Source organism: Modestobacter excelsi (genome assembly GCF_005930495.1).
Taxonomy (GTDB): domain Bacteria; phylum Actinomycetota; class Actinomycetes; order Mycobacteriales; family Geodermatophilaceae; genus Modestobacter; species Modestobacter excelsi.
In genome coordinates this window covers 55,409-76,453 of sequence record NZ_SJEX01000011.1, presented here as the reverse complement: position 1 = coordinate 76,453, position 21,045 = coordinate 55,409, and the positions used below count along the sequence as shown (strand labels likewise).

Here is a 21,045-nt window from a genome sequence, read left to right as displayed (position 1 = left end):
GCAGGGGGCGGCCGAGCGGAGGCGGGTAGCGCACCTCGGGCTCCTGCGGCATCCCGACCACCTCCCCGCCGATCTCGCCGGCCCACGCTACGGGGGGCCGGCCCGGGCCGCTCAGCTCATCTGGGCCACCCAGGCCACCGCCTCCCGGGCCTGGGCCAACCGGCGCTCGTAGGTCGCGCCGAGCACCAGCAGGAGGAGGCCGGCGGCGGCCAGGGTCACCCAGGGCGGGAGCAGCGGCGCGTAGGGCCCCAGCCGGGTGGCGGCGACGAACGCCAGCGCGCAGGAGCCCAGCACGAACGGTGCCTGCCGGTGCGCGAGGGTGCCGACGGCCACCATCGCGACCGCGCCGGCCACCACCAGCACCAGGCGCAGCGCGGGAGGGGCGGCGGCGACCGCCAGCGTCGAGGGCACCAGCGCCACGCCGACCGCGGCGCCCTCGGCGGCCCACGAGGGACCACGGGTCCGCAGCCGGGGGAGGACGCCCACCAGCAGCGCGACCGCGGCCGGCAGCGTGTAGGCCTCCGGGGTCTCGACACCGGCGCCACCCACGGCGATCCAGCTCGCCAGCACCAGGTCGGCCAGGGCGAGCGCCGCGACCGGCCGCCGGCCGCTGACCAGGGCGTAGCAGCCGGCGGCGACGCCCACCACGCCCAGCTGCAGGGCCACCTGCCCCCACGCCCCGACCGAGGCGGTGGTCACGCCGGCGGCGACGCCGGCCAGCGTGCCGGCCGCCGCGCAGACCCGCTCCTCCGGCGCCCCGGCCCGCCAGGTGGCCACCGCGAAGGCCCCGGCGCCGACCAGCGCGAGCAGCAGCCCGGTCGCCGGGCTGGGCAGCACGCCGCCCTCCCGGGCCAGCAGCGCCGCGGCGGCCGGGGCGAGCAGCGCGACGAAGGTGCTGCCGTCCCGCACGCCCGGCACCCGGACGGCGGCCAGGACGGCCGGGACGGTGGCCGCGAGGACGAGCAGCGCCAGCGCGGTGAACCGCTCGGCGTCGAGCAGCTGCTCGCCCCCGACGACGGCGAGCGCGGCCCCGGCGGCCAGCAGCGCCGTGCGGACCCCGGGCAGCGCCGCCCGGGGGAGCGGACCGGACAGCGGCCGGTCGCCGGCCAGCAGCACCGCCGCGGTGGCCAGGAGCAGGGCGAGGGCGGCGGCCAGGACCGGCCCGGCCGAGCCGCTCAGCCCGAGGGACTGGCCGAGCGAGACGCCGACCACCGCGCCGGCCGCGCCCTCCACGGTCCGGCCGGGCAGCGGCCGGCCGACCACCCGGGGCACCCGCAGCACCAGCACCGCTGCTCCGGCGGCGGCCGCCAGCAGCACCGTCGCCGTCCACGCGTCCCCGACGTCCCCGGCCCTGCCCAGCAGCAGACCGCCGCCCAGCCCGAGGCCCCCGCAGAGCACCGCGAGCAGCCGGGCGACCGGCACGAGCGCCGGCCGGAGCGCGAGCACCAGGGCGAGGTCCGCCCCGGCGAGGGCCAGGGCGGCGGCCACCCCGGCGGGACCGGCCAGCGCGTCCGGCCCGAGCAGCAGCGCGGGCACCGGCTGGACCGCCAGCAGGGCGGCCAGCGGCCAGGTGGCGGTGCTGCGGGTCGACCGGCCCAGCGCGACGGCGACGGCGGCCACGACCAGGCAGGACACCGCCGTCCACGGCCGCAGTGCGACCTGGTCCAGGCCGAGCAGCCCCCGGGCGTGCGCGGCGCCCAGGTCGACGGCGAGCAGGGCGGTGCCCGCGGCCGCCAGCGCCTCCTCGGTCGCGCGCAGCCCGCGGCGGGCGGCCCAGGCCGACACCGCGCACGCCGCCACCGTCCCGGTGAGCATCACGGTGGCCTGGAAGACCAGCCCGAACCGGGTCCAGCCCAGGGCGACGAACGCCAGTGCACCGGCGACGAGCAGCACAGCACCCAGCCCGAGCAGCACCTGCTGCGGGCTCAGCCGCCGCCGGGGGGCCGTCGGCTCCTCGGCGGGCAGCGGCGTCCAGGGCGGCAGCTGCTGGGCCGGCAGCACCGGTGCCACCGGCACCGGCGGTCGGACGGCGGCGGCCGGCGACGGCCGGGCGCCCGGCGCGGCGGCGCGCAGCGTGGTGAGCAGCTCGTCCCGCTCGCGCGCGAGCTGCTCCAGCGTCGCGCCGATCCGACCCAGCACCCAGCCGGCCTGCCCGGCTGCGGGCAGGCCGCACACCGCACAGGCAGCAGCAGGCGGGCCGGTGACCTCGGCCCCACAGACAGGACACGCAGGTCCGCGCGGGTACATGAGCGCATCCTGGCCTGTCAGCGGGCCGGAACGTGGTTTGTTCCACAGGCGGGTGACGTGCACGTCACCCGGGAAAGGGGTCGGAAGACGGCCGCCGAGGGCCTACCCTGGGGTCAGTGATAACGACGACCGGTCTCGAGCTGCGCGCCGGCGCCCGCATCCTCATCAGCGACGCTGACCTGCGCGTGCAGCCCGGGGACCGGATCGGCCTGGTCGGGCGCAACGGCGCCGGCAAGACCACCACCCTCACCACGCTGGCCGGCGAGCGCGTGCCGCACGCCGGCAAGGTCGACGTGACCGGCGAGATCGGTTACCTCCCGCAGGACCCGCGCAGCGGCGACCTGGACATCACCGCCAGCGACCGGGTGCTCTCCGGCCGGGGGCTCGACGTCCTCAAGGCGAAGCTGACCAAGGCCCAGATCGCGATGGCCGAGCCGGCCGACGACGCGGAGATGGATCGCGCCGTCCGGCTCTACGGGCGGCTGGAGGACCAGTTCGCCGCACTCGGTGGCTACGCCGCGGAGAGCGACGCTGCGCGCATCTGCACCAACCTGGGGCTGCCCGACCGGGTGCTCGGCCAGCCGCTGCGCACCCTCTCCGGTGGTCAGCGCCGCCGGGTCGAGCTGGCCCGCATCCTCTTCTCCGACGCCGACACGCTGCTGCTCGACGAGCCGACCAACCACCTGGACGCTGACTCCATCGTCTGGCTCAAGGGGTTCCTGGCCGGTCACCGCGCCGGCCTCATCGTCATCAGCCACGACGTCGACCTGCTCGCCGCCGTCGTCAACAAGGTGTGGCACCTGGACGCCAACCGGGCCACCGTCGACGTCTACAACCTCGGCTGGAAGCGCTACCTGGACGCCCGGGAGACCGACGAGCGCCGCCGCAGGGCGGAGCGGGCCAACGCCGAGAAGAAGATCGACGCGCTCTCCGCGCAGGCGGACAAGATGCGGGCCAAGGCCACCAAGGCGAAGGCCGCGCAGAGCATGGACAAGCGCGCCCAGCGGCTGGCCGCGGGCCTCGAGCAGGTGCGGGTCCAGGACAAGGTCGCCAAGCTCCGCTTCCCGACGCCGGCCCCGTGCGGCCGGACACCGCTCACCGCCGAGCACCTGAGCAAGAGCTACGGCTCGCTGGAGATCTTCACCGGCGTGGACCTGGCGATCGACAAGGGCACCCGGGTCGTCGTCCTGGGGTTCAACGGCGCAGGGAAGACCACCCTGCTGCGGATGCTCGCCGGCACCGAGACCCCGGACACCGGTGCGGTCAAGCCCGGGCACGGCCTGCGGATCGGGTACTACGCGCAGGAGCACGAGACCATCGACATGGACCGCTCGCTGCTGGAGAACATGCGCTCCGCGGCGCCGGACAGCACCGACACCGAGCTGCGCAAGATCCTGGGCGCGTTCCTCTTCTCCGGCGACGCCGTCGACCAGCGCACCGGCACGCTCTCCGGCGGTGAGCGCACCCGGCTGGCGATGGCCACGCTGGTGGTCTCCGGCGCCAACGTGCTGCTGCTCGACGAGCCGACCAACAACCTGGACCCGGCCAGCCGCGAGCAGGTGCTCGAGGCGCTGCGCACCTACCAGGGCGCGATCGTCCTGGTGACGCACGACGAGGGTGCGGTCCACGCGCTGGACCCGGACAAGGTGATCATCCTGCCCGACGGCACGGAGGACACCTGGAGCGCCGACTTCGCCGACCTGGTCTCGCTGGCGTAGAGAAGGGCCCCGCTGCCCCCCACGCCTCGCAAGCTCGGCGCGGGCCCCGGCAGCGGGGCCGGGAGCCGCGGTGCCGGCCGTGAGGCCGACAGTGTCATAGGTCGTGCACTTCCCATCTCCGGTGGCCGTCGTCGCCCAGCCGGGTGATCATGGCTCGGAGGACGCCGATGTCATCAGGACAGCGGCGCCGGGGGGATCAGCGGGCAAGCGCCGACGGACGTCGGAGCGACCCCTGACACACGGAGGGGAGTCATGGCCGACTCGAGCACTGCAGACCTGAGCAAGGGCAAGCGGATCACCGGGGACGACCGAACCTCGCTGGCGGACGAGCTGCGGGAGCGGTACGACGGCGGCGAGAGCATCCGCTCGCTGGCCACCTCGACCAACCGCTCCTACGGGTTCGTCCACCGCCTGCTGTCGGAGTCCGGCGCGAGCCTGCGCGGCCGGGGCGGGGCGAACCGGAACGCCAAGAAGAGTGCGTGAGCTCGGCTGAGCCGAACGGGTGGGTGAGGACGGCGCGCGAGGGCGCCGTCCTCACCGTCACCCTCGACCGCGCCGACCAGCTGAACGCGCAGACGCCGGAGACCTGGGCGGCGCTGCGCGCGGTCGGGGAGGGTCTGGACGACGACGTCCGGGTGGTCGTCGTCCGCGGTGCGGGCCGGTCGTTCTCCGCCGGGCTGGACCGCACCCTGTTCAGCGCCGAGCCCGGTGTCGCCGGCGGGCTCGGGGAGCTCGGTGCGCTGCCGGCCGAGCTGGCCCAGGAGCGCATCCGCGGGTACCAGGCCGGGTTCCGGTGGCTGCGGTCGCCGGGCGTGGTGTCGGTCGCCGCCGTGCAGGGGCACGCCATCGGCGCCGGCGCGCAGCTCGCGCTCGCCTGCGACCTGCGGGTCCTCGCCGACGACGCCCAGCTGCGGCTGCCGGAGGCCTCGCTCGGGCTGGTCCCCGACCTGACCGGCACCAGCACGCTGGTCGAGCTGGTCGGCTACAGCCGGGCGGTGGAGATCTGCCTGACCGGCCGCCCCGTGGGCGCTGCCGAGGCGCTGGGGATGGGCCTGGCGAACGCCGTCGTCCCGGTCGACCAGCTGGAGGCCACCGTGGCCGGGCTGACCGCTGCCCTGCTGCGGCCGGACGCCGGGGCCAGCCGGGAGACGCTCGCCCTCGTCCGGTCCGCGGTGCGCAACGACCCCGCGGAGCAGGACGCCGCCGAGCGGGCGGCGCAGGCACGGCGGCTGGGCGTGCTGGCCGGGAGAGACTGACCGGCGCGGAACAGCGCGGCCCCGAGTGCTGTTCCCGGTGTCGATTACCCGGTTACAGCACCAAGAGGACGTGCCATGAGCTCACCGATGACCTCGATGGCCGCGATGCGGTCGTTCAGCCGCGACCCGTCGGTGACCTCCCGGCAGATCCCGAAGGGCACCGTCCGCCGGATCCTCGGCATCGCCGGGCCCTACCGCCGCGAGCTGATCGGCTTCCTGTCGCTCGTCGTCTTCTCCTCGCTGATCGGTGTGGTCACACCGCTGCTGGCCGGTGACATCGTCAACCGGATCGCCCGGCTCTCCGGGACGGCGGGGGACGTCGTGCAGATCGCGTTGGTCATCGCCGGCCTGGCGGTGCTGGACGCCGGCAGCTCGCTGGTGCAGCGCTGGTACTCCGCGCGCATCGGCGAGGGCGTCATCTACGACCTGCGCACCCGGGTCTTCGAGCACGTGCAGCGGATGCCGGTCGCCTTCTTCACCCGCACGCAGACCGGCGCGCTGGTGAGCCGGCTGAACAACGACGTCGTCGGGGCGCAGCGCGCGTTCACCTCGACGCTGTCCGGTGTCGTGTCCAACGTGATCGCCCTGGTGCTGACCGCCGGGGTCATGTTCAGCCTGTCCTGGCAGATCACCCTGCTGTCGATCGTGATGGTGCCGCTGTTCGTCTTCCCGGCGCAGCGGATCGGCAAGCGGCTGCAGGAGATCACCCGGGAGTCCTACGGGCTCAACGCGTCGATGAACGCGACGATGACCGAGCGGTTCAACGTCGCCGGCGCCCTGCTGGTCAAGCTCTTCGGGCGGCCCGAGGCGGAGGCCGAGTCCTTCTCCGGGCGGGCCGCCCGGGTCCGCGACATCGGCGTGCTGTCGGCGATGTACGGGCGGGTCTTCTTCACCTCGCTGACCCTGGTGGCCGCGCTCGCCACGGCGCTGGTCTACGGCCTGGGCGGGTGGTTGTCGTTCACCGGGTCGCTGTCGGCCGGGGACGTCGTCGCGCTGGCGCTGCTGCTGTCCCGGCTCTACGGGCCGCTGACCGCGCTGGCGAACGTGCGGGTCGACGTGATGAGCGCGCTGGTCAGCTTCGACCGGGTGTTCGAGGTGCTGGACCTGAGGCCGATGATCGCCGAGGCGCCCGACGCGGTCCCGGTGCCGGCCGACGACCGGTCCATCGAGTTCGACGCCGTCTCCTTCCGCTACCCCTCGCCGGCCGAGGTGTCGCTCGCCTCGCTGGAGGACGTCGCCGTCCCGGAGCAGCACGCGGGTACCGACGTGCTGCACGAGGTGTCCTTCCGGGCCGAGCCGGGCCAGCTCGTCGCCCTCGTGGGCACCTCAGGGGCCGGCAAGTCGACGATGGCGGCCCTGGTCTCCCGGCTGTACGACGTGACCGGCGGCGCCGTCCGGGTCGGGGGTGTCGACGTCCGGCAGGCCACCACCGCGTCGCTGCGCGACGCGATCGGTGTGGTGAGCCAGGACTCCCACCTCTTCCACGACACGATCGGTGCCAACCTGCGGTACGCCCGGCCCGAGGCCACCGAGGAGGAGCTGTGGGCCGCGCTCACCGGCGCGCGGATCGCCGCCCTGGTGCACTCGCTGCCCGACGGTCTGGACACCGTGGTCGGTGACCGCGGGTACCGGATGTCGGGTGGGGAGAAGCAGCGCCTGGCGATCGCCCGGGTGCTGCTCAAGGCCCCGGGCGTGGTGATCCTGGACGAGGCCACCGCGCACCTGGACAGCGAGTCCGAGGTCGCGGTGCAGCACGCGCTGGACACCGCGCTGGCCGGCCGCACGTCGCTGGTGATCGCACACCGGCTGTCCACCATCCGCAACGCCGACCAGATCCTCGTGGTGGACGCCGGCCGGATCGTCGAGCGCGGCACCCACGAGGAGCTGCTCGCCCTCGGCGGGCACTACGCCGAGCTCTACCGCACCCAGTTCGCCCCCACCGACGCCGCTGCCAGCGCGATCGCCGGCGTCCAGTCCGCGGTTCCTGCCCGCTGACGACCTGTCACGGCTCGCCCACACCGGCGCGGTGGACAGCGAGTGCCCAGGGAGGCATGGCACCTTGAGCACCGGCGACCTGCTGGCGCCGACCTCCCGAGGACAGGGGTTCAGATGACCACTCAGCACAGGCAGTCGATCGCGTCCGGCAAGCCCTACCTGGTCGTGGCGCCCGCGGCCGGGGTCGACTCGTCGTTGGACGCGTTCCTGGGCGATGCCGAGTTCAGCATCGACAGCGGTGGGGAGCCGCTGGTGATCCGCGGCCACGGGATCACCCACGGCGAGCTGGTGCGCTTCCACGAGAAGGACTCCGTCGGTGGCAAGGACGTCCGGGTCTGGCACATCACGGAGCGGTCCGGCGGCTACGTCGCCGAGAGCCAGGCGGCCTTCTGACCGGCACGGGCTGACCGGCGGGCGCGCACCGGGCCACTACGGTCGTCCGGTGCCCGCCGTCCCCGTCCTCTCGGCGCGGGACCTCGGCTTCCGCTACGGCCGGGGCAGGTGGCTGTTCGACGGGCTGACGCTCGACGTGGCCCCGGGCCAGCTGCTCCGGGTCCGGGGCGGCAACGGGGCCGGCAAGTCGACGCTGCTGCGGGTGCTGGCCGGTGCGGTGGCGCCCCGCCGCGGCCGGGTCCACCGCGCCGGGCCGGTCGCCCACCTGCCGCAGCAGACCGGTGACCTGCCGGCGGTCGGCGCGCGCCGGCTGGTCTCCCTCGTCGGCGGCGCGGCCGCGGACGGGGTCCCCGACGCGCGGGCCGACGAGCTCAGCCGTGGCTGGCAGCGGCGGGTGCTGCTCGAGGCGGTGCTCGGGCTGCCGTGCCCGATCGTCGTCCTGGACGAGCCGGCCGCCGGGCTGGACGCCGCCGCCGACCACCGCCTGGCGGACCGGCTGTCCGACCGGCTGGCCGCGGGCGACGCGGTCGTCCTCGCCGAGCACGAGCCGCTGCCGCTGGCCGGCGGGGACGTGCTCGACCTCGGTGGTGCGACCGCCCCGGACCTGGTCGAGGTGGTCCTCTCCGGGACCGGCACGTTCCGCGGTGCGCCTGCCTCCGGTGGGCGGCTGACCCTCACCGTCCCGCCTGCCGAGCGCGACGCACTGCTGCTCGCCGCGCTGCAGGCCGGGTGGGCGGTGCACTCGGTGAGCCCGCTCCGGTGAGCCGGCCCGCCATCCCGCTGGGCCGGGCCGCCCGGCTCGGGGTGGCCACCGCGGCGTCCAGTCGCAGCGTGCTCGCGGCGTCGTCCGCCTGGTTGGTCGTGCTCGCCGCCGTCTACGCCGCGGACGCCGGACCACCGCTGCCGGCCCTGGCTGCCACCGCCGCCCTCCTGCTGCCGGCGTCCGCGTGGGCGACCGCGGCGCACCTGGCCGCCACCAGCGCCGACCTCCGCCAGGTGCTCGTGGCGGCCGACGGGCCGGTGCGGACGCTCGTCGCCGACGCGGTACCCGCCCTGCTGTGGCTGGTCGCCGCCACGGCCGCCGGGGTGGTCGCCAACGTGGTCGCGGACCCGCACCCGGCCCCGGTCAGCGCCCGGCTGCTCGGCGCGGTGCTGCACCTGCTCTGCGGCTGCGTCGGTGGCGCTCTCGCACTCGCGCTGCACGCCGGGCACGTCACCCGCGGCGTGCAGGCACTGGTCGTCGTGGCGGCGTCGCTGGCCAGTGCCCGGCTGCCCTGGCTGCCACCCGCCGGGCCGGTGCTCAGCACCTGGGGGACGGGGGAGCCACCCGGGGCACTCCTCGCCGGGTGGGCTACCGGCGGACCGGTTCTGGTGACCGCGGGGTTGCTCGTGGTCACGCTCCGCTGCCGCCGACGACGATGAACGGACCAGTCCGCGCGGCTACGGCGCGGGGGCGGCCGTCGCCCGGGCCTGCGCACTAGCGTTGCGCCTGACCCAGCTGTCCCACCCGCACCACCCGCAGGAGCAGTCGTTGAGCGCAGGCCATCCGCAGGACACCCAGATCCGGGCGCTGTACGCGCGCTTCCTCGCTGGCTGGAACCAGCGCAGCGGGGTCTCCGTGTCCTCCGTCTTCGCCGACGACGGTGAGATGATCGACCTCGACGGCACGCTGCGCAGCGGCCGGCTGACGATCGCCGCCGACATGCGCCGGATCTTCGCCGAGCGCTCCATCCCCACCTTCGTCGGTGTCGTGCGGTCGGTGCGCCGGCTGACCGAGAACGTGGCCGTCCTGCACGCGGTCGCCGGCATGGTCCCGCCCGGCGCCGACGCGCTGGACCCGTCGCTGCACACCGTGCACGCGCTCACCGCGGTCGAGGACGCGGGTCGCTGGCGGATCGCCGTCCTGCAGAGCACCCCGGCCCGCTACGGCGGCCGCGCCGACGCCCTGGCCGCGCTGACCGCGGAGCTCGAGGCCGCCCGTTGACGGTCCTGACGACCGCCGGGCAGCTGCTGGCCGACCCCGCGGGCGTGGTCCTGCTCGACGTCCGCTGGGCGCTGGGGGACCCGCACGGCCGTGAGCAGCACCTGGCCGGTCACCTGCCCGGGGCGGTGTTCGTCGACCTGGAGACCGAGCTGGCCGCGCCGCCGTCGGCCGCCGCGGGGCGCCATCCGCTGCCCTCGCTACAGGCACTGCAGTCATCGGCCCGGCGCTGGGGTGTCCGCGACGACTCGCGGGTCGTGGTGCATGACGCGACCGGCGGGCTCGCCGCCGCCCGGGCCTGGTGGCTGCTGCGGTGGGGCGGCCTCGCCGACGTCACGATCCTGGACGGCGGACTGGCCGCCTGGGCCGCCGCGGGTGGGCGGCTGGACACCGGCGCGGTCGTGCCCGAGCCCGGCGACGTGACGCTCTCCGGCGGGGGCATGCCCGTGCTCACCGCCGAGGAGGCCGCCGCCCTGCCCCCGAGCGGCGGCGTGCTCCTCGACGCCCGGGCGGCGGAGCGGTACCGCGGCGAGGTCGAGCCGGTGGACCCGCGGGCGGGGCACGTGCCCGGTGCGGTGAGCGCCCCGACGACGGGCAACCTCGCCGAGGACGGCCGGTTTCGTACAGCAGCTGTACTCAGCGAGCGCTTCGCCGCGCTGGGCGTGCAGCCGGGGACGACGGTCGGCGTCTACTGCGGCTCCGGGATCACGGCCGCGCACGAGGTGGCCGCGCTGGCCGAGGCGGGCATCGAGGCGGCGCTGTGGCCCGGCTCGTGGTCCCAGTGGTCCGCCGACCCCACCCGCCCGGTCGCCACCGGGCCGTGACCCCGTTCCCCACTCCCCGCGCGGTAAGTGGGGAACGGGTGCGACGTCAGACGGTCGCGGTCACGTCCCGGACGAACTGGGTGGACCGCTCGCGCAGCCCGGCGATCCGCTCGGTGACCACCTGGTCGGCGATCGCCTCGATGCCGTCCCCGCCCTCCGAGCTGGTCGGCGGCCGCCGGGTGTTCCGCGAGCAGGAGAAGTCCTCGCAGACGAGGGTGCCGATCGTGTTGCCCGCCCGGCCGGACGCGCCGCCACGGCGGGCCACGTACAGCATGGCGCTCACCGAGGCGAGGTCACGGCACCAGGAGCACAGGGCCTTGCGGCGTCGCCCGCTGGTGGGGGCCGCGCTGGCGCGCAGCAGGACGCCGGCTGGGGCGCCGTCCAGCTCGAGGACGACGTAGGCGGACAACGGGGCCTTGCGGTCCTGCCAGCCCAGGTGGTCCAGCCGGTCCCAGGCCAGCTCGGCCAGGTCGGGCACGGTCGCCGAGGCGACCTCGCGGCGGGTGGCGTTCACGAACGACGCGCGGATCTGATTCTCGGTCAGGGGGATCATCAGGGGTCCAGCTCTCAGGTCAGCGGGGACCGCCGGCCGCGCGCGCGAAGGCGCCGCCGTGGCCGGCGGGAGGGGACGGGCCGAGGCCGCGTCCGCGCATGACCCGGTTGCACGTCCGCGCCGGAGGGCGGGGCGTGGATCCAGTTCGAGGGGTCAGGGGCGCCGGACGCGGGTCCGGCCTGCGGTGGAGCAGGCCTGGACGGCCACCCCGCAACCCGCGGCGACACTGCGCACCCGCTGCTCCTCGCTCACCCGGACGCCGGTCCGGTGACCGACCCCGACAGGTCACGACGCGGCGTCCACCGTCGTGCCGAGGACCGCGTCGTAACGGTCGAGCAGGACCGCCGCGATCCGCTCGTCGGGCAGCAGCGGCGCGGTGGCGACGTCGGCGCCGGCGCCCTGCAGCTTGGCGTGGAAGTGCCCAGGCGCCAGCAGGTAGGCCGCGACCACGACCCGCTGGGCACCCGCCCGCCGGGCCGCGCTGACGGCGTCGGCCACCGTCGGCTGGGCGGCCGAGCCGTAGCCGGTGGTCACCGGGCCGGCCCAGTCCCGCTGCAGCAGGCCGGCGGTGCCCTCGACGTCGGCCACCGAGCGCGGGTCGCTGGACCCGGCGGCGGCGAGGACGACCGCGGTCGTCCGGTCGAGGGGGTCGGCACCGGCGGTGACCAGCCGGTCGGTGAGGACGGCGACCAGCCGCTGGTCCGGCCCGAGCGGGCGGGCGGCGACGGCGGTCGGGTGGTCGGCGACCGCCCCGGCGATGTCGACGTGCACGTGGTACCCGCCGGAGAGCAGCAGCGGGACGACGACGGCCGGCGTGCCCGCTGCGGCCAGGTCGCGGACGACGTCGACCACGGTGGGTGGCTGGACGTCGACGAACGCGGCCGTGGTCCGCAGCCCGGGCCGCAGCGCCCGGGCGGCCAGCGCCAGCTCGCCGATCAGCCGCCGTCCGGTCGGGTTGCGGGTGCCGTGCGCGCAGGCGACGAGCACCGGGGAGTCCATCAGAGCGCCCGGGTGACGCCGCCGTCGACGGTGAGCATCGTGCCGGTCACGTAGGAGGCGGCGGGGGAGAGCGCGAACGCCGCCACCCGCCCGAATTCCTCCGGCCGGCCGACCCGGCGCAGCGGGATGCCCGCCTCGGTGCGGGCGCGCATCGCCGCCGCGTCGCCGGAGGCCGCCTCGACCTCGGTGACCCGGTCGGTGGCGATCGTGCCGGGCAGCAGGCCGAACACCCGGATGCCCCGAGGGCCCAGCTCGTCGGCCAGCGCCTTGGCGGTCATCGCCAGCCCCGGCCGCAGCCCGTTGGAGATGGCCAGGGAACCGATGGGCTGGCGCACGGAGGTGGAGAGGACCAGTCCGATCGCCGCCCCGTCGTGCAGGTGCGGGACCAGTGCCCTGACCAGCCGCAGCGGGCCGAGCAGGACGCTGTCCACGCCCGCCCGCCAGGCCTCCTCGGGGACGTCGAGCACGCCGCCCGGCGTCGGGCCGCCGACCGAGACCAGCGCGCCGTCGATCCGGCCGAGCCGGTCGACCGCGGCACCGACGAGCTCCTCGGCGGCCCGGGCGTCGGCGAGGTCGGCGGCCAGGCCGGTCGCCGCCGGGGCACCGCCCAGCGCCGCGGCGGCCGCGTCGACGGCGTCGGCGGACCGGGCGCTGAGCAGCACCCGGGCGCCGTCGTCGACGAGGGCCCGGGCGGTCGCGAACCCCAGCCCCCGGCTCGCGCCGGTGAGCAGGAGTCCGCGGCCACCCAGGCCCAGGTCCATCAGCTGTCCAGTTCTCGACCGGTGATCAGGCCGGGACGGAACCGCGCAGCGAGCGCAGCACGTACTGCATGATCCCGCCGTTGCGGTAGTAGTTCGCCTCGCCGGGGGTGTCGATCCGGACGCGGGCGTCGAACTCCACGTCACCGGCCCTGACCTTCACGGTGCGCGGGATCGAGCCGTCGTTCAGCGCGGTCACCCCGGTGATCTCGAAGGTCTCCTCGCCGGTCAGGCCGAGGGACTCCCGGTCCTGGCCCTCCGGGTACTGGAGCGGGAGGACGCCCATGCCGATCAGGTTCGACCGGTGGATGCGCTCGTAGCTCTCGGCGATGACCGCCTTGACGCCGAGCAGCGCCGTCCCCTTGGCCGCCCAGTCACGTGACGAGCCGGAGCCGTACTCCTTGCCGGCCAGCACGACCAGCGGGATGCCGGCGTCGATGTAGGCCCGCGAGGCCTCGTAGATCGACGTCGTCTCACCGGTCAGGTGGTTCTTGGTGACGCCACCCTCGGTGCCGGGGACCAGCAGGTTGCGCAGCCGGATGTTCGCGAACGTGCCACGGATCATCACCTCGTGGTTCCCGCGGCGGGACCCGTAGGAGTTGAAGTCACGGCGCTCGATGCCGTGCTCCTGCAGGTACTTCCCGGCGGGCGAGTCGGCCTTGATCGACCCGGCCGGCGAGATGTGGTCCGTCGTGACCGAGTCGCCGAGGACGGCGAGCGTCCGGGCGCCGGAGATGTCCTGGACCGGGGTCGGCTCGGCCGGCATGCCCTCGAAGTACGGGGGCTTCCGGACGTAGGTGCTCTCGGCGTCCCAGGCGAAGGTGTCACCGGACGGCGTGGGCAGGTTCTGCCACTGCTCGGTGCCCGCGAAGACGTCCTCGTAGCTGCGGCCGAACTGCTCCGCCGAGACGGCCTGGTCGATTGTCCGCTGCACCTCCTGCGGCGACGGCCAGATGTCCCTCAGGTGGACGTCGTTGCCGTCGGTGTCCTGGCCCAGCGGCTCGGTGGTGATGTCGACGTCCATCGAGCCGGCGAGCGCGTAGGCGATGACCAGCGGCGGGGACGCCAGGTAGTTCATCTTGACGTCGGGGTTGATCCGGCCCTCGAAGTTGCGGTTGCCCGAGAGCACCGAGACGACGGCGAGGTCGGCCTCGTTCACGGCCTTGCTGACCGGCTCCGGCAGCGGGCCCGAGTTGCCGATGCAGGTCGTGCAGCCGTAGCCGACCAGGTAGAAGCCGAGCTTCTCGAGGTACGGGGTGAGCTCCGCCTTCTCGTAGTAGTCGGTGACGACCTTGGAGCCGGGCGCCAGCGTCGTCTTCACCCACGGCTTGGTGGTCAGGCCCCGCTCGACGGCCTTCTTGGCCAGCAGCGCGGCACCGATCATGACCTGCGGGTTGGACGTGTTGGTGCACGACGTGATCGCGGCGATCACCACGTGCCCGTGGTCGACGAAGGTCTCGGTGCCGTCCTCCATCACCACGGGGGTGCGCTTGGACGTGCGGCCCGGGTCGGAGCCGCTGACGGCGGTGTGCGGCTTGCCGGCCTCACCGTTGCCGTGCGCGAACGGGCTGGCCGGGTCCGAGGCCGGGAAGGTCTCCTCGACCGACTCGTCGACGTTGGACGCGGCCTCCGGGGCGACGTCGGGGTCGTGGGTGACCTCGTCGACCTGGGCGTAGGTCGGCAGCGCCTCGCGGAACGCCTCCTTGGCCTCGGACAGCGAGACGCGGTCCTGCGGGCGCTTCGGGCCCGCGATGGAGGGGACGACGGTGGCGAGGTCCAGCTCCAGGTACTCGGAGAAGGCCGGCTCTCGGTCGTCGTCGTGCCACAGGCCCTGGGTCTTGGCGTAGGCCTCGACCAGGGCGATCTGCTCGGCGCTCCGGCCGGTCAGCCGCAGGTACTCGATCGTCTCGCCGTCGATCGGGAACATCGCGGCGGTGGAGCCGAACTCCGGGCTCATGTTGCCGATCGTGGCCCGGTTGGCCAGCGGGACGGCGGAGACGCCGGCGCCGTAGAACTCGACGAACTTCCCGACCACGCCGTGCTGGCGCAGCATCTCGGTGATCGTGAGCACCAGGTCGGTGGCAGTGGCGCCGTCCGGCAGCTCGCCGCTCAGCTTGAAGCCGACCACGCGGGGGATGAGCATCGACACCGGCTGGCCGAGCAGTGCGGCCTCGGCCTCGATGCCGCCGACGCCCCAGCCCAGCACGCCCAGGCCGTTGACCATCGTGGTGTGCGAGTCGGTGCCCACGCAGGTGTCGGGGTAGGCCAGCGTGCGGTCCCCCTCCTTCCGCGGGAACACCACGCGGGCCAGGTGCTCGATGTTGACCTGGTGCACGATGCCCATGCCCGGGGGGACGACCGTGAAGTCGTCGAACGCGCCCTGGCCCCAGCGGAGGAACTGGTACCGCTCACCGTTGCGCTGGAACTCGATGTCGACGTTGCGCTCGAAGGAGTCCGGCGTGCCGAAGACGTCGGCGATGACGGAGTGGTCGATCACCATCTCCGCCGGCGCGAGCGGGTTGATCTTGTTGGGGTCCCCGCCGATCTCGGCCATCGCCTCGCGCATGGTGGCGAGGTCGACGATGCACGGGACGCCGGTGAAGTCCTGCATGACCACCCGGGCCGGGGTGAACTGGATCTCCTGGTCCGGCTCCGCGGAGGGGTCCCAGCTCGCCAGCGCGCGGATGTGGTCCGCGGTGATGTTGGCGCCGTCCTCGGTGCGGAGGAGGTTCTCCAGCAGGACCTTCAGGCTGAAGGGGAGCTTCTCGCTGCCCTCCACCGCGTCGAGCCGGAAGATGTCGTACTCGGTCCCGTCGACGTCGAGCGTCGTCCGGGACCCGAAGCTGTCCTTGCTGGCTGCCACTGCTTGCGCCTCACCCTCGCTGGTCCTGCGCGCGTCATGCGCCTCCATGTGCACCCCGGATCATCCCAGCCTCCCGCTCGGTGCGCGGACCAAGGCAACCCTTTCCTGCGCTGCGGGTGACCGAGGTCACCCGTCGTGCCCGGGAGCGGGCCCCGTCCGTCACCGGCGTCCCGGCCGCGGCGGTGGGGCGGCGTGCCGTGCGGGGACGGCTCCCGTCCGGGGACGACGTCGCCTAGCGTCCGACCCCATGACGACCGCGGCCGGCCCGGCGACGCCTCCGGTGGTGGCCTCGCCCGCCGGGGCGGCCGAGCGGCACCGCGGGGTGCGCCGCCTGCTGACCGCCGGGCTGGTCGCGGTGTTCCTCGCCCGGTGCCTGTCCGCCGGCCTGCCCACCGACCGGGTGGTGCTGCTGGGCTGGGTGCTCGCCGTGCTGGCGGCGCAGTCGGTCGGCCGCGGCTGGGCGGCGCTCGGGCGCCTGCTGGTCGACTGGGTGCCGCTCATGGCGCTGCTGCTGCTGTACGACCTCAGCCGCGGCATGGCCGACGGCCTCGGGATACCTGTCCACGTCACCGAGCCCGCAGCCGTGGACCGCTGGCTGGGCGACGGCGTGCTGCCCACCGTGTGGCTGCAGCAGCACTGGGGCGCCGCGTGGTGGGCGGCGGTGGCCTCGCTGGTCTACGCCAGCCACTTCGTGGTGACGCCGGTCGTGCTGGCCGTGCTGTGGCTGCGCGACCGGGCCCGCTGGACCGGCTACGTCCGGCTGGTGCTGGCGCTGTCGGCGGCCGGGCTGCTCACCTACGTTCTGTACCCGGCCGCGCCGCCGTGGCTGGCCGCGAAGGACGGCGTCATCGACCACGTCGACCGGATCAGCAGTTCCGGCTGGGCGGTGCTCGGGCTGCCGAAGGCCGGCGCGGTGCTGCACTCGAGCCAGGGGCAGGTGAACGCGGTCGCTGCGGTGCCCTCGCTGCACACCGCCTTCGCCGTCCTCACCTGCCTGGTGCTGCTGCCGCTGGCCCGGCACCTCTGGCAGCGGGCCGCGCTGGTGACCTACGCCCTCCTGATGCCGGTGGTGCTGGTCTGGTCCGGCGAGCACTACGTCGTCGACACGCTGCTCGGTGCGCTCTACGCCGGGCTGGTGTGGGCACTGGTGCCCCGGCTGGCCCCGCTGTACACGCGCCGGTCGCGGACCGCGGTCGCCGCCTCCTAGCCTGGGGCCGTGGAGGCCCCCGGTTGGCTGCGCGAGGCGTGGCGGATCTGCGTGCTCACCGGTGCCGGGATCTCCACCGACAGCGGCATCCCGGACTACCGCGGACCCCAGGGCGTCTGGACCCGGGACCCCGAGGCCGAGAAGCTGGTGACGCTGTCCTGGTACCTCCGCGACCCGGAGATCCGCCGGCGCTCCTGGCTGCTGCGCCGCGACCTCGCCACCGCCGACGTGCGCCCGAACCCCGGGCACGCGGCGCTCGCGGACCTGGAGCGCCAGGGGCGGTTGCGGGCGCTGCTCACCCAGAACATCGACGGCCTGCACCAGGCGGCCGGGTCCACCGGGGTGCTGGAGCTGCACGGCACCGTGCACCAGGTGGTCTGCACGCGGTGCGGGCACCGGCTGCCCATCGGGGACGTGCTGGCCCGGGTGGACGCCGGGGACCCGGACCCGGCCTGCCCGGTGTGCGGCGGGGTGCTGAAGACGGCGACCGTCTACTTCGGCGAGGCCCTGGACGCCGAGGTGGTCGACGCCGCCGCCCGGGCCGCCGCCGACTGCGACGTGTTCCTGGCCGTCGGCACCTCGCTGGGCGTCCACCCCGCCGCCGGTCTGGTCGACGTCGCGGCTGCGTCCGGCGCGCGGGTGGTGATCGTCAACGCCGAGCCGACCCCGTACGACGGGCTCGCCGACCTCGTCGTCCGCGAGCCGATCGGCACGGCGCTCCCCGTGTTGCTCGCCGCCGCGCGCTGAGGGCCTCGTCGTCACGGGCCGCGGCCGTTAGCGTGAGGTCGACCACGTTCCGCCGCCGGCGCCGACGCCGGCCGACGCAGCAGGAGCCGGCATGCGCGTGCCCTTGACCACCCGCGACTTCCTCGACCGGGCGGAGCTCGTCTACGGCGACCGGATCGGCATCGTCGACGAGCCCACCCAGCCGGCCAGTCCGCTGGGCGAGCTGACCTACCGCGAGGTGGCCCGCCGCGGCCGCGCGATCGCCGCCGGGCTCGACGCGCTGGGCGTCGGGGAGGGGGAGCGGGTGGCCGTGGTCAGCCACAACTCCGCCCGGCTGCTCGAGCTGCTGTACGCCGTCCCGTCGTTCGGCCGGGTGCTCGTCCCGGTGAACTTCCGGCTGTCCCCGGCCGAGTTCTCCTACATCGTCGAGCACAGCGGGTCCAGCGTGCTGCTGGCCGACCCCGAGATCGAGGGGCAGCTCGCGGGCATCGACGTGAAGCACCGCTTCCTGCTCGGCGAGGAGTACGAGTCGGGCCTGCTCCGGTACGACGCCGAGCCGCGGCCGTGGACCGAGCCGGACGAGGACGCCACCGCGACGATCAACTACACCAGCGGGACGACGGCGCGGCCCAAGGGCGTGCAGATGACCCACCGCAACGAGTGGGTGAACGCCGTCACCTTCGGCATGCACATGCAGGTCAGCGACCGCGACGTCTACCTGCACACCCTGCCGATGTTCCACTGCAACGGCTGGGGGATGCCCTACACCACCGCGGGCCTGGGTGCGCAGCAGATCGTGCTGCGCAAGGTCGACGGCGCGGAGATCCTGCGCCGGGTGGAGCGGCACGGGGTCACGCTGATGTCCGGTGCCCCGGCGGTGTGGAACGCGGTCCTGGACGCCGCCGCCGACTGGGAGGGCGAGGTGCCCGGCCGGGGTCAGGTGCGCATCGTGGTGGCCGGTGCCGCGCCGCCCTCGCGCACGATCGCCCGGGTCGAGGAGGAGCTCGGCTGGGAGTTCAACCAGATCTACGGGCTCACCGAGACCGCGCCGCTGCTGACGGTCAACCGCCCTCGGGCCGAGTTCGACGACCTGACCCCGATGGACCGCGCGAAGGCGCTGTCCCGCGCCGGGGTGCCGGCGCTCGGGACCCGGCTCGCGGTCAGCGGCAGCGGTGAGGTGCTCGCCCAGGGCAACACGGTGCTGGCCGGCTACTGGGAGAACCCGCAGGCCTCCGCCGAGGCCCTGGAGGGCGGCTGGTTCCACACCGGGGACGGCGGGTCGATCGACGACGGCGGCTACCTCACCATCTCCGACCGGAAGAAGGACGTGATCATCACCGGCGGGGAGAACGTCTCCTCGATCGAGGTGGAGGACGCCGTCTTCAGCCACCCCGCCGTCGCCGAGGTCGCCGTCATCGGGGTCCCCGACGAGAAGTGGGGCGAGATGGTGACCGCACTGGTCGTCCTCGCCGAGGGGCAGACGGTGACCGAGGCCGAGCTCATCGCCCACACCCGGGAACGGATCGCCGGGTACAAGGCGCCGAAGCGGGTCGAGTTCCGCGAGGCCATCCCGCGCACCGCCACCGGCAAGATCCAGAAGTTCAAGCTCAGGCAGGCGTTCTGGTCCGACGAGGACCGCCAGGTGAACTGACGGAGGCCCCTGGAGGGGCCATCCCGGCGCGTCACCAGCACATCCGACGGACCTCCCCCTGACGGGGGAGATCTGCCCGACGGCCCTGTGCCGTCCACCCGAAGCAGTCGATGTCCCCGCGAGAGCGCACCCCGACGGGTGTGCCGGGACTGGTCGAGACCGGCGTCGCTGAGCACTGCGGCGCCGGCAGCGGAGGAGTCGGGTAACAGTGGACACGCAGGGTGGCACCACCACGAGCACCACCACGAGCACCAACGGACGACGGGCGGGGGTGCGGTGGACGACGCGCCTGGTCGGCGTCGCCGCCGTCGTCGCCACCGGGCTGGGCATCGCGCCGGGCACGGCCCTGGCGGTGCCGGTCAACCCCAGCGACGCCGACCTGAGCGCCGCCGAGCAGGCCCGGCAGGCCGCGGCCGCCGAGGTCGGGCAGATCACCGCTGCGCTCGCCGCCGCGCAGGACGCCGCCGCTGACGCCTCCGCCGCGGCGAACATCGCGTTGCAGGACTACGAGGAAAAGCAGTCCGCCTACGACGAGGCGCGCGCCGCGGCGGACACCGCTGCCGCCGCCGCGGCCCAGGCCGACGCCGACCTCCAGGGCGGCCGCGACGAGGTCGCCCGCTTCGCCCGGGACAGCTACAAGCAGGGCAGCACCTCGTCCGGCGCCCTGGCGCTGATGACCTCGGGCGGGCCGGCCGAGCTGATCGAGCGCGCGGCACTGCTCGACGCCGTGGGGGAGCAGCGGGTCGATGTCGTCCACCAGCTCACCGTGCTGGAGGTGCAGGCCACCGCGGCCGACGAGGCCGCGAAGCAGAGCGTCACCCAGGCCGACACGCTCAAGGCCGAGGCCGCCAGCCTGCTGGCGACCGCGCAGGACCAGGAGATCGCCGCCCGCGGCCAGGAGGCGGCGCTCGCCGAGCAGCAGGACGCCGTCGAGGACCAGCTGGCCAGCGCGCAGCAGACCCTCGACAGCCTCGAGGACCAGCGCAGCGCGGCCGAGACCTACGCCCAGCAGCAGGCGGCCGCAGCCGCGGCAGCGGCGGCGGCCACGGCGAGCCGCCCGAGCGCGTCGGCGAGCGCCTCTACCCCGGCGTCCCGCCCGTCCAGCGCGTCGGCGGCTTCGTCGTCCGCGGGTTCGTCGTCCGGCTCGTCCGCGGGTTCGTCCTCGGGTTCGTCCGCGGGCTCGTCCTCGGGCTCCGGGTCGTCCGGCTCCAGCAGCTCGTCGAAGCCGACGCCGGTGCAGGACACGACGGCCGGCGCCCCCTCGGGCTCGGTGGTGCAGACCGCGATCGCAGCGGCCAAGACCCAGCTGGGCCTGCCCTACTCGTGGGGTGGCGGCGGCAGCAGCGGTCCCAGCTACGGCATCCCGCCGGACACCGCGATCTGGGGCTTCGACTGCTCGGGCCTGACCCAGTACGCCTATGCCCGGGCCGGCGTCCAGATCGGCGGCACCAGCCGGGACCAGTGGTACCGCTTCCGCAGCAACACGGTCGCCCGGGCCGACCTGCAGGCCGGTGACCTGGTGTTCTGGGGGACCGGCAGCTCCTACACCTCGATCTACCACGTGGCCCTCTACCTGGGCGGCGGCAAGGTCGTGCAGGCTCCGCAGAGCGGCGACGTCGTCAAGATCAGCAACATGTGGTACGGCAACGACTACTTCGGTGCCGTGCGCCCCACCGGCTGACAGTGGGCTGGGATCCCGGTGAGCGTCACCGGGAGGAGTAGGCGTCGGGCAGCCACGGGGGGAGCTGCCCGACGCGGGATGAGGCTAGCAGCCACGGGATGCCGTGGGCAGGTTCCCACGCACCGCTGGGGACGGAGGTCGACATTTCTCCTTCGCCGCACGTCGGCCGCCGGCACAGCCGGGTGTAGGACAC

General features: G+C 74.8%; 18 protein-coding genes. 13 read left to right on the top strand and 5 right to left on the bottom strand.

All coding sequences use genetic code 11. The features are described from left to right. Nucleotides 1–111: 111 nt before the first annotated feature. Complete coding sequence (locus FHL80_RS06385; RefSeq protein WP_246078498.1) at nt 112–2,139, bottom strand: SCO7613 C-terminal domain-containing membrane protein; 2,028 nt, start codon at nt 2,137–2,139, stop codon at nt 112–114. 224 nt (nt 2,140–2,363) lie between these two features. On the opposite strand from FHL80_RS06385, the gene FHL80_RS06380 reads away from it, so the two are divergent. The 9 genes from FHL80_RS06380 (at nt 2,364) to FHL80_RS06340 (ending at nt 10,414) form a co-directional block, all read left to right on the top strand. Continuing rightward, entirely contained in the window at nt 2,364–3,965 is a 1,602-nt protein-coding gene (locus tag FHL80_RS06380; RefSeq protein WP_138732613.1) for an ABC-F family ATP-binding cassette domain-containing protein, read from the top strand. Between the two features lie 252 nt (nt 3,966–4,217). Further along, complete coding sequence (locus FHL80_RS06375) at nt 4,218–4,448, top strand: helix-turn-helix domain-containing protein (RefSeq protein ID WP_014741595.1); 231 nt, start codon at nt 4,218–4,220, stop codon at nt 4,446–4,448. Further along, nucleotides 4,445–5,221 carry an enoyl-CoA hydratase/isomerase family protein gene (locus FHL80_RS06370; protein WP_138732612.1) on the top strand — a complete coding sequence of 259 codons (777 nt, stop codon included), beginning with the start codon at nt 4,445–4,447 and terminating at the stop codon, nt 5,219–5,221. The genes FHL80_RS06375 and FHL80_RS06370 overlap by 4 nt, the downstream gene beginning before the upstream one ends. Nucleotides 5,222–5,296: 75 nt before the next feature. Then, entirely contained in the window at nt 5,297–7,216 is a 1,920-nt protein-coding gene (locus tag FHL80_RS06365; protein WP_138732611.1) for an ABC transporter ATP-binding protein, read from the top strand. A gap of 114 nt (nt 7,217–7,330) precedes the next feature. Further along, nucleotides 7,331–7,609, top strand: coding sequence for a hypothetical protein (locus tag FHL80_RS06360; RefSeq protein ID WP_138732610.1), 279 nt, complete (start codon nt 7,331–7,333; stop codon nt 7,607–7,609). 49 nt (nt 7,610–7,658) lie between these two features. Further along, nucleotides 7,659–8,372, top strand: a complete 714-nt coding sequence (locus FHL80_RS06355; protein ID WP_216870486.1) for an ABC transporter ATP-binding protein — start codon at nt 7,659–7,661, stop codon at nt 8,370–8,372. Further along, nucleotides 8,369–9,031 carry a hypothetical protein gene (locus FHL80_RS06350; RefSeq protein WP_138732608.1) on the top strand — a complete coding sequence of 221 codons (663 nt, stop codon included), beginning with the start codon at nt 8,369–8,371 and terminating at the stop codon, nt 9,029–9,031. Before FHL80_RS06355 ends, FHL80_RS06350 begins: the two co-directional genes overlap by 4 nt. A gap of 109 nt (nt 9,032–9,140) precedes the next feature. Further along, nucleotides 9,141–9,593 (top strand): SgcJ/EcaC family oxidoreductase, encoded by a 453-nt coding sequence (locus FHL80_RS06345; protein ID WP_026844229.1) that lies wholly within the window; start codon nt 9,141–9,143, stop codon nt 9,591–9,593. Then, complete coding sequence (locus FHL80_RS06340) at nt 9,590–10,414, top strand: sulfurtransferase (protein ID WP_138732607.1); 825 nt, start codon at nt 9,590–9,592, stop codon at nt 10,412–10,414. Before FHL80_RS06345 ends, FHL80_RS06340 begins: the two co-directional genes overlap by 4 nt. Before the next feature lie 46 nt (nt 10,415–10,460). On the opposite strand, the gene FHL80_RS06335 is transcribed toward FHL80_RS06340, so the two are convergent. From FHL80_RS06335 to FHL80_RS06320, 4 genes are all read right to left on the bottom strand, one after another. Beyond that, nucleotides 10,461–10,967: an FBP domain-containing protein gene (locus tag FHL80_RS06335; protein WP_138732606.1), complete on the bottom strand. Its 507-nt coding sequence runs from the start codon at nt 10,965–10,967 to the stop codon at nt 10,461–10,463. 285 nt (nt 10,968–11,252) lie between these two features. Continuing rightward, nucleotides 11,253–11,966, bottom strand: coding sequence for a sirohydrochlorin chelatase (locus FHL80_RS06330; protein WP_138732605.1), 714 nt, complete (start codon nt 11,964–11,966; stop codon nt 11,253–11,255). Further along, nucleotides 11,966–12,727 carry an SDR family oxidoreductase gene (locus FHL80_RS06325; protein ID WP_138732604.1) on the bottom strand — a complete coding sequence of 254 codons (762 nt, stop codon included), beginning with the start codon at nt 12,725–12,727 and terminating at the stop codon, nt 11,966–11,968. Before FHL80_RS06325 ends, FHL80_RS06330 begins: the two co-directional genes overlap by 1 nt. 25 nt (nt 12,728–12,752) lie before the next feature. Beyond that, the gene (locus FHL80_RS06320) at nt 12,753–15,587 is read right to left on the bottom strand and encodes an aconitate hydratase (RefSeq protein ID WP_216870485.1); all 2,835 of its coding nucleotides are present in this window, start codon (nt 15,585–15,587) and stop codon (nt 12,753–12,755) included. 247 nt (nt 15,588–15,834) lie between these two features. Here FHL80_RS06320 and FHL80_RS06315 point away from each other — a divergent pair, with 247 nt between their 5' ends. From FHL80_RS06315 to FHL80_RS06300, 4 genes are all read left to right on the top strand, one after another. Continuing rightward, nucleotides 15,835–16,794 carry a phosphatase PAP2 family protein gene (locus FHL80_RS06315; protein WP_138732602.1) on the top strand — a complete coding sequence of 320 codons (960 nt, stop codon included), beginning with the start codon at nt 15,835–15,837 and terminating at the stop codon, nt 16,792–16,794. Between the two features lie 9 nt (nt 16,795–16,803). Continuing rightward, the gene (locus tag FHL80_RS06310; protein WP_138732601.1) at nt 16,804–17,541 is read left to right on the top strand and encodes an SIR2 family NAD-dependent protein deacylase; all 738 of its coding nucleotides are present in this window, start codon (nt 16,804–16,806) and stop codon (nt 17,539–17,541) included. A gap of 91 nt (nt 17,542–17,632) precedes the next feature. Beyond that, on the top strand, nt 17,633–19,171 hold the full coding sequence (locus FHL80_RS06305; RefSeq protein WP_138732600.1) for an AMP-binding protein: 1,539 nt from the start codon (nt 17,633–17,635) through the stop codon (nt 19,169–19,171). A 208-nt stretch (nt 19,172–19,379) separates the two neighbouring features. Next, nucleotides 19,380–20,852 carry a C40 family peptidase gene (locus FHL80_RS06300; RefSeq protein WP_246078497.1) on the top strand — a complete coding sequence of 491 codons (1,473 nt, stop codon included), beginning with the start codon at nt 19,380–19,382 and terminating at the stop codon, nt 20,850–20,852. The last annotated feature ends 193 nt before the right edge of the window (nt 20,853–21,045 follow it).

Excerpts from the sequence above, each read along its gene's own strand:
- FHL80_RS06330 (WP_138732605.1), bottom strand. The coding sequence starts at position 11,966 with ATGGACTCCCCGGTGCTCGTCGCCTGCGCGCACGGCACCCGCAACCCG.
- FHL80_RS06335 (WP_138732606.1), bottom strand. The coding sequence starts at position 10,967 with ATGATCCCCCTGACCGAGAATCAGATCCGCGCGTCGTTCGTGAACGCC.
- FHL80_RS06325 (WP_138732604.1), bottom strand. The coding sequence starts at position 12,727 with ATGGACCTGGGCCTGGGTGGCCGCGGACTCCTGCTCACCGGCGCGAGC.
- FHL80_RS06360 (WP_138732610.1), top strand. The coding sequence starts at position 7,331 with ATGACCACTCAGCACAGGCAGTCGATCGCGTCCGGCAAGCCCTACCTG.
- FHL80_RS06315 (WP_138732602.1), top strand. The coding sequence starts at position 15,835 with ATGACGACCGCGGCCGGCCCGGCGACGCCTCCGGTGGTGGCCTCGCCC.
- FHL80_RS06305 (WP_138732600.1), top strand. The coding sequence starts at position 17,633 with ATGCGCGTGCCCTTGACCACCCGCGACTTCCTCGACCGGGCGGAGCTC.
- FHL80_RS06375 (WP_014741595.1), top strand. The coding sequence starts at position 4,218 with ATGGCCGACTCGAGCACTGCAGACCTGAGCAAGGGCAAGCGGATCACC.
- FHL80_RS06365 (WP_138732611.1), top strand. The coding sequence starts at position 5,297 with ATGAGCTCACCGATGACCTCGATGGCCGCGATGCGGTCGTTCAGCCGC.